This is a genomic window from Mesorhizobium sp. M1A.F.Ca.IN.022.07.1.1 (genome assembly GCF_003997575.1).
Taxonomy (GTDB): domain Bacteria; phylum Pseudomonadota; class Alphaproteobacteria; order Rhizobiales; family Rhizobiaceae; genus Mesorhizobium.
The window spans coordinates 21,347-28,498 of sequence record NZ_RZST01000028.1 but is presented as its reverse complement, the minus strand read 5'-3'; the positions used below and the strand labels follow the sequence as shown (position 1 = coordinate 28,498).

Genomic DNA, 7,152 nt, shown 5'->3' with positions numbered 1-7,152 from the left:
CCATGGCGACGGCGCGCTCGGCAAGCGCCTTCGGGTCGGAGGCGGCGGTGGCCGAGACGCTCGCCACGCGCTGGCCGACGAAGACGCGCAGGGACACGTCCTCGCTTTCCGACGATTCGGTGCCTTCGACCTTGCCCAGCCGCACCGACACGCCGGCCGAACGGCCGCGCACGGCGACCGCGTCGGCGGCGTCCGCCCCGGCGCGCTTGGCCGCCTCGACGAGCGCCGCGACGCGGCCGGTCAGTTTCCCTGCGTCGAGCGTGTTGGTCATGGTTAGTCCTGTTTGTTCAAGCTGTGCGGGAGGGCAGATGCTGCCGCACATCCATGGATGTCGGGCCGCCATCTCTGGAAGCCCGCACAATCGTCTTGGATGCTGCTGCACCATCTATTGTTCCACCACCGCTTGTGCAATGGCGGATGCGGCAATCTCAAGGCAATCGCGGCCCTTCGCAGCGCACTGCCCCGCCGTAACCGCGTGAACAGTGCGGATTAGCCGGCCACCGGCGCCCAGATCACATCTTCAATCCTGGCGGCGCCGGTTGCCAGCATCACCAGCCGGTCGAAGCCGAGGGCCGAGCCGCTCGCCTGCGGCATGATGGCAAGCGCGGTGAGGAAATCCTCGTCCAGCGGATAGCGCTCGCCATAGATGCGCTCCTTCTCGTCCATCTCGGCGACGAAGCGGCGGCGCTGCTCGGCCGGATCGGTGAGCTCGCCAAACGCATTGGCGAGCTCGACGCCGCAGCAGTAGAGCTCGAAGCGTTCGGCGACGCGCGGGTCCTCCGCGCTCGGCCGGGCAAGGGCCGCCTCGGAGACTGGATAGCCATAGAGGATTGTCGCCCGTCCCTGCCCCAGCGCCGGCTCGACCTTTTCCACCATCACGCGGCTGAACAGGTCGGCCCAATTGTCGTCGGGCGCGGTGCGCAGGCCGGCGCGGACCAGGCCCTGGTGGAGCGCTTCGCGGTCGGTGCTGCCGTCGGCGCCGACGGTCGCCAGCAGATCGATGCCGGCATGGCGCATGAATGCTTCCGCCACGCTCAGCCGCTCCGGCTCGGCGAAGGGATCGGCCTCGCGGCCACGAAACCGAAAGCTTTTGGCCCCGGCCTTCTCCGCGGCGAGCGCCAGAAATTCGGCGCAGTCGGCCATCAGGCGCTCATAGGCCTCGCCGACGCGGTACCATTCGAGCATGGTGAATTCGGGATGATGCAGCGGCCCACGCTCGCGGTTTCGGTAAACGGAGCCCAGGCTGAAGATGCGCTTCTCGCCGGCGGCAAGCAGCTTCTTGCAGGCGAATTCCGGCGAGGTGTGAAAGTATAACGGCTGGCGCGACGCGTCCGGCGCGATCGCCTCGGTGACGAAGGCCGCAAGGTGCGCCTCGTTGCCGGGCGAAACCTGCAGGGCGGCCGTCGTCACCTCAACGAAATCGCGCTCCGCGAACCAACCGCGCAAGGCGGCGGCAATGGCGTTGCGCGCCATCAGCCTTGGCCGGCGGTCGGCATGAACATGCGGCGTCCACCAGGGCGAAGCGGTGGTCATGGGCGGGAAAATCGCCGAGGAGGCTGGCGGTTCGACGCAAGATGCGCTACGGCGCACGCGATGGCCGCCGTCGCCGCTTCGTGGGCAAAGACGCTTGCAGGCCGAAAAACTCGATTGGGATTGAATATCGTGGTCAAGGTCATCGCCAGTTCCTTACGCAAAGGCAACGTCGTCGATAAGGACGGCAAGCTCTATGTCATCCTCTTTGCCGAAAACATCCACCCTGGCAAGGGCACGCCGGTGACGCAGCTCGACATGCGCCGCATCGGCGACGGGGTGAAGATCTCGGAGCGCTACCGCACGACCGAGATGGTCGAGCGCGCCTATGTCGAGGAGCGCGAGCACACCTTCCTCTATTCCGACGGCGAAGGCTTCCATTTCATGAACCCGGAAAGCTACGACCAGGTCGTGGCCTCAGAAAGCGTGGTCGGCGACATGGCGCCCTACCTGCAGGAAGGCATGGCGGTGCAGCTAGCGCAGTTCAACGGCGCGCCGATCTCGCTGACGCTGCCGCAGCGCGCTGTCTTCGAGGTGGTCGATACCGAGCCGGTCACCAAGGGCCAGACGGCGTCCTCGTCCTACAAGCCGGCCGTGCTCTCCAACGGCGTGCGCACCGCCGTGCCGCCGCACATCACCACCGGGACGCGCGTAGTGGTGATGACCGCCGACGGCTCCTATGTCGAGCGCGCCAAGGACTGAGGTTTCCACAGCACCCCAGCTGACACGGCTCATCTGCGGCCAGGCGGGCCTATCGTCAGCACGGTTTGTCCGCCGTCTGGGTGTGAGGCCCTGACCCGAAGCGGATTTACAAGTTGCCGCGACGTGGACGGCAGATCCGCGCCGCGGCGCCGGTGGTTCGACGCACCGCATCTCTCGAACGAAGCCGGAGTGCGCTCAACGCTAGATTGGCCGACCGATCCACCGCACGATTTCATAGGCAGGCATCGGGCGGCGAAAGCCCTTCAGCGTCAGTTCGCCAACAGGAACGGATTCGACCAACGACTCGACAGCTCCGAGGACCCGTTGGCTAACAAGAATCTGGCGCGATTTGGCCTCCTCGCATAAACGGGCGGCATGGTTCGACACGGTGCCGATGACGGCATAGTCCGAGCGCTGATCAAAACCGATGCGCCCGATGGTTGCGTGGCCCCTGGCAATGCCGATCCCAAAGCCAAGCAAATAGTCCCGCTTGCGCCATCGCTCGGAATGCTCGTCAATCGCTTCGCGCATTGCGGCAGCCATCGAGACAGCTCTCTCGCTGTGGTCGGCACATGGCATTGGATCGTTGAAAACCACGACGATACCGTCGCCCACGAACCGCTCGAGCGTCCCCTCGTGACGGACGATTTGTTCGCCGAGACAGGAATGATACTCGGCCAGAACTGTCATGACTTCTTCGGGTTCGGCGGTCTCTGCAAACGCAGTGAAGCCGCGCAAATCGCAAAAGACAACCGTCACCTCGCGGCGGTGGCTCTGCAAGAGCGCATCTCCATTGCCCGCCGCAACGATGAGGTCCGCGACCTGTTCGGGCAGGAACCGCCTGAGCCGCGCCATTCGCTCGAGCTCCGTCACCTGGCCGGCCACGGTTTGCTGGAGCGAGCGGTTCCAGTCGGAAAGTTGCGCGGCTTGGTCCTCGAGGCGTTTGGCTTGGCTCGCGACAATGTCGTGAAGCGCCTTCTGGCGCAACATCGAGCGCACCCGCGCCAGCAGCGCCCTGTGCTCGAAGGGCTTTGTCAGATAGTCGTCGCCACCGGCGTCCAGCCCGTCGACCACGTCGCGCGTGTCGGCTTTCGCGGTGACCAGAATGACGGGGATCGATCGCAGCGAGTGATCCTGCTTGAGCATGCGGACCACACTGATGCCGTCGAGCTTCGGCATCATGATGTCGAGCAGGATCAGATCCGGCGTGAGTTCGCGGGCTTTCGCAAGCCCCTCTTCACCATCGGCGGCGGTTACAACTTCATAGCCATTCGCCTCGAGGCGCATGCGCAGGATCTCGAGGTTTTCCGGAGTATCGTCGACCGCGAGAATGCGAGGCAGATCGTGCAAGGTGTTGCCTCCCTCAAGAAAGGAAACCGCGAATCTCGGAAAGCAGCTGGCGTGGACTGAATGGCTTGGCAATGTAACCATCGCACCCAGCACCAAGGGCTTTCGCCTTGTCGCCCGACAACGCGTAGGAGGTGACGGCGATAATCGGAATGTGCCGGAGCGCCGGGTCGGCCTTGATGCGGCGGGCCGCTTCATATCCGTCGATCACCGGGAGCTGAATGTCCATAAGGATCAGGTCTGGCCTGTGTGCTGCGGCTGCAGCGATGCCGGCGGCGCCGTCCGCCGCCTCGATCAGTTCGTATTCGGTGGTGGCAATGAGATCGCGGATGATTTGGCGGTTGTCCTCGGTGTCTTCCACCATCAGGATTCGTTTGCTCATGCGGCCCTCACGTCCTCATTCATCCGGATCGGGACCTTCAGACGGAACGTCGACCCCGACCCGATCACGGACTCGACGTCTAAGGTTCCGCCATGCATTTCGGCGATGCGCTTCGAGATCGCCAGGCCAAGACCTGTGCCACCTTTCTGCCTGGTGCTGCTGTTGTCGACTTGCTGGAATTCTTCGAAGATGAGAGCCTGGTCTTTGGACGCAATGCCGGGACCGGTGTCTCGGACGGTGATCTCGAAGTTCCCATCGACCGCATCGGCAAGAATGTCGACTGCACCTGTTTCGGTGAACTTGACGGCATTGCCTGCGAGATTGAGCAGAATCTGCGTCAAACGGCGTTCGTCCCCACGGCCGATTGGAAGGTTCTCGGCAACAGTCGCTGAAAGCTCAAGACCCTTCGCCCGTGCCAGCGGCTCGACCGCCGTAAGGGTCGATCGGACAATCTGCGCGACGGAGTAGTCCTCGATCGCCAGCGTGAGCTGGCCGGCTTCGATCTTGGACAGGTCGAGCACGTCGTTGATGAGCCCGAGGAGGTGACGGCCGTTTGCCTGCACACGCGCGACGGTCGCCTTTGCCTTGTCCGGGAGTTCGCCATAGATGCCGTCGACCAGCAGTTCTGTGAAGCCCAGAACTGAATTGAGCGGTGTCCTGAGTTCGTGGCTCATATTCGCCAGGAACTGGGACTTGTGGCGGCTGGCTGCTTCCAGCTCCTCGCCTTTCTCCTCGATCTCGCGGAACAGCTTGGCATTCTGGATCGCGACCACCGATTGGGCTGCGAAGGTCTCCAACAGGTGAACAACTTGCTCATCGAAGGCGCCTGGCTTGTGGCGCCTGACGACCAATGCACCGACGATCTTGTTGGGCCTCAGCAGCGGAACGATCAGGATGCCGCGATATCCGGCGTCGAGGATCGTCTTTCTCACAAGGAAGGATGAGGTTTCCTTGCCGAGGTCGGGAAACTGCACCGGCATGCACCGTCCGGGCGCGTCGCCAATACCCATATCGGCCAGCCCGATCGTCTGCTGCGAGACTGCGGCGATAAGCTCATCGCTCATCCCAAAGTTTGCGCGAGGGCGGAATTGCTGCCGCGTGCTGCTGAACACATAGATCGTGCCAGCATCCGTCGCCGACAACTGGACCGCCTTGGCAACGATCGTCTTCAGCACCGTGTCGAGATCCAGCGTCGAATTGACCGCCTTGCTCACTTCGCCGAGCGCCTCGAGCTCACCAACCGACGCCGCAAGCTCGCGCGTCCGTGCCTGCACCGCCTCGAAGAGCCGCGCATTTTCGATGGCGATCACGGCCTGGTCGGCAAATGTCTCGACGAGCGCGATCTCCTTGGGACTGAACGGTTGCGGTTCAGCCCTCGTCATGACGAATACGCCAACGAGATCACCTTCCCGCAACAGGGGGGCAGCGAGGACGGTGCGGAATCCGCCTGCCTCAGCGATCAAGGCGACGCGGTAGTCCGGATCAGCGGTCACGTCTTCGATTTGCACGATCCGCCGTTCTTCGATTACGCGCCCTACGGCGGAGCCTCGCCCAGCGGCAAGCGCTGGAAGTGGATTGGCGTCGACATAGGCACGGAAACTGGGCGGGTAGCCAAGCGTCGACACATAGCGGAATACGCCATCAAGCAACTGCACGATGCCACCCTTGTCGGCGCGACAGAGCCTGACAGCCGATTCCACCAACGTATCGAGCACCACCTGTAGATCGAAGGTAGAGCGGCTGATGACCTTCAGAACGTCTGCAGTGGCTGTCTGCTGCTGAAGGGCTTCGTCGAGCTGCTGGGTGCGTGTCTCAATCTCTTGATACAGGCGCCCCAGCTGGTCGGAGGTCTGGTTGACGTTAGCGGCGAGCACTCCAAGTTCGTCGCGATTGGCGACGGCCACCCGTTGCGCGAAGTCGCCGGCCGCTATCTGGCTGAGACGCGTCTCGATCTTCTTGACCGGTTCGATCAACGACCAGGAGATGATGTAACCGAGCCCCAACGCCAGCAGGATACTGCCCACGGCAAACGAAACCACGATCAGTCTGGACGTGCCGTACGCACCCTCGGTCGTTTCGATGGCCGCCACCATGTCGGCTTCGGCCATGTTGACCAGCTGGTTTGTCAGCCGCTCGAGGCGATCAGCCGACGGTATGATTTCATCAAGCTGAACCTTGCGCGCCTCCTCGGTACGGCCCGCGCGGACAAGCTCTGCCACGTGCGTCACCCCGGCCGTCAGTCGTTCGTACTCTTGCCTGACCTGGCCAAGCACTTCCACCTCGGCTTTGGCGACGAACTCCATGCGCTCGAGGTCGTAGCCGAACTGATTGAGCTGGCGCAGCGCCGTATCCAGCATCCGGTTATCCTGTAGCAACAGGGCGGTGGAGATACCGTAGAGCTGGGTGGTCGTATCGTGCTGTACTTGGCGGTAGGCCGCGATCCTGCGCTGCAGCTTGATCAGCTCGTTGGTCTGATCGTTGACCCCACTCAGCACCTGCAACCCGACGGCACCGAGCACGATCAGCAGGCCGACGATCGACAGGAACGCGATCAAGAGCTTGGTCTGGACGCGCGCCGGCAGCCGGGCAACCCAGCCAACGAGCCAGTTCGTTATGCTATTTGGTTTCGTCCAAGAGGCCGAGAAGGTCACCCCGGAACTCCTCCAAGTCGAACCGGACGCCAAGATATTGTACTCGCAAGATGCCATTCGGGTCTACGAGCGAGGTCAACAAGGTATGGTCGACATCACCGTTCGCCGCCTGTTTCGCGAAGACCCCATATTTCCGTCCAACCTCATGGACAATCGCCGGATCGCCGGTAAGAAACGACCAGCCCTTCAGATCGGCGCCAAAATTCTGCGCATATTCCTTCAAAACGTCGGACGTATCGCGCTCCGGGTCGACGGTGATCGAAATGAAGGCGATCTTGGGTCCGAACGCACTGCCCAACTTTTCCTGCACGCTGGCCATCTGGGCGGTCAGCATGGGACAGACGTCGGTACAGTGCGTATAGATGAATGCAATGGCGATCACCTTGCCGCGAAAGTCGTGCAGCGAGACGCGCGCCCGGTCCTGCGATGTCAGCGTAAAGTCCGGAGCCGGTCCGATTGCCGGCAATCGCTCATCGTGCTGCGCGTCATGCGCCTGCGCTGGCCCGGCCATCAGCGCCAGCAGCAAGATGCGGGCCGCCA

General features: G+C 63.0%; 7 protein-coding genes. 1 reads left to right on the top strand and 6 read right to left on the bottom strand.

Features of this window, described 5'->3' with window-relative positions:
* Both EOA75_RS06030 and epmA read right to left on the bottom strand, forming a co-directional pair.
* On the bottom strand, positions 1-271 hold a 271-nt coding region (locus EOA75_RS06030), incomplete at its 3' end, for a DNA gyrase modulator (RefSeq protein WP_281058520.1).
* A 218-nt stretch (positions 272-489) separates the two neighbouring features.
* On the bottom strand, positions 490-1,533 hold the full coding sequence (gene epmA / locus EOA75_RS06025; RefSeq protein ID WP_127323844.1) for an EF-P lysine aminoacylase EpmA: 1,044 nt from the start codon (positions 1,531-1,533) through the stop codon (positions 490-492).
* A gap of 129 nt (positions 1,534-1,662) precedes the next feature.
* Here epmA and efp point away from each other — a divergent pair, with 129 nt between their 5' ends.
* Positions 1,663-2,232: an elongation factor P gene (gene efp / locus EOA75_RS06020; protein WP_067000944.1), complete on the top strand. Its 570-nt coding sequence runs from the start codon at positions 1,663-1,665 to the stop codon at positions 2,230-2,232.
* A 201-nt stretch (positions 2,233-2,433) separates the two neighbouring features.
* Here the strand turns inward: efp and EOA75_RS06015 are convergent, their stop codons facing one another.
* Genes EOA75_RS06015 through EOA75_RS06000 form a run of 4 tightly spaced genes read right to left on the bottom strand, consistent with a single transcriptional unit; the run spans position 2,434 to position 7,138 of the window.
* On the bottom strand, positions 2,434-3,582 hold the full coding sequence (locus tag EOA75_RS06015; RefSeq protein ID WP_127323843.1) for a response regulator: 1,149 nt from the start codon (positions 3,580-3,582) through the stop codon (positions 2,434-2,436).
* A gap of 13 nt (positions 3,583-3,595) precedes the next feature.
* Positions 3,596-3,943 (bottom strand): response regulator, encoded by a 348-nt coding sequence (locus EOA75_RS06010; protein ID WP_245466573.1) that lies wholly within the window; start codon positions 3,941-3,943, stop codon positions 3,596-3,598.
* 14 nt (positions 3,944-3,957) lie between these two features.
* The gene (locus tag EOA75_RS06005; protein WP_164747291.1) at positions 3,958-6,612 is read right to left on the bottom strand and encodes a GAF domain-containing protein; all 2,655 of its coding nucleotides are present in this window, start codon (positions 6,610-6,612) and stop codon (positions 3,958-3,960) included.
* On the bottom strand, positions 6,578-7,138 hold the full coding sequence (locus EOA75_RS06000; protein ID WP_127323840.1) for an SCO family protein: 561 nt from the start codon (positions 7,136-7,138) through the stop codon (positions 6,578-6,580). The genes EOA75_RS06005 and EOA75_RS06000 overlap by 35 nt, the downstream gene beginning before the upstream one ends.
* Positions 7,139-7,152: the final 14 nt, after the last annotated feature.

Coding starts and splice junctions, on each gene's coding strand:
- epmA (WP_127323844.1), bottom strand. CDS start 1,533: ATGACCACCGCTTCGCCCTGGTGGACGCCGCATGTTCATGCCGACCGC.
- EOA75_RS06010 (WP_245466573.1), bottom strand. CDS start 3,943: ATGGTGGAAGACACCGAGGACAACCGCCAAATCATCCGCGATCTCATT.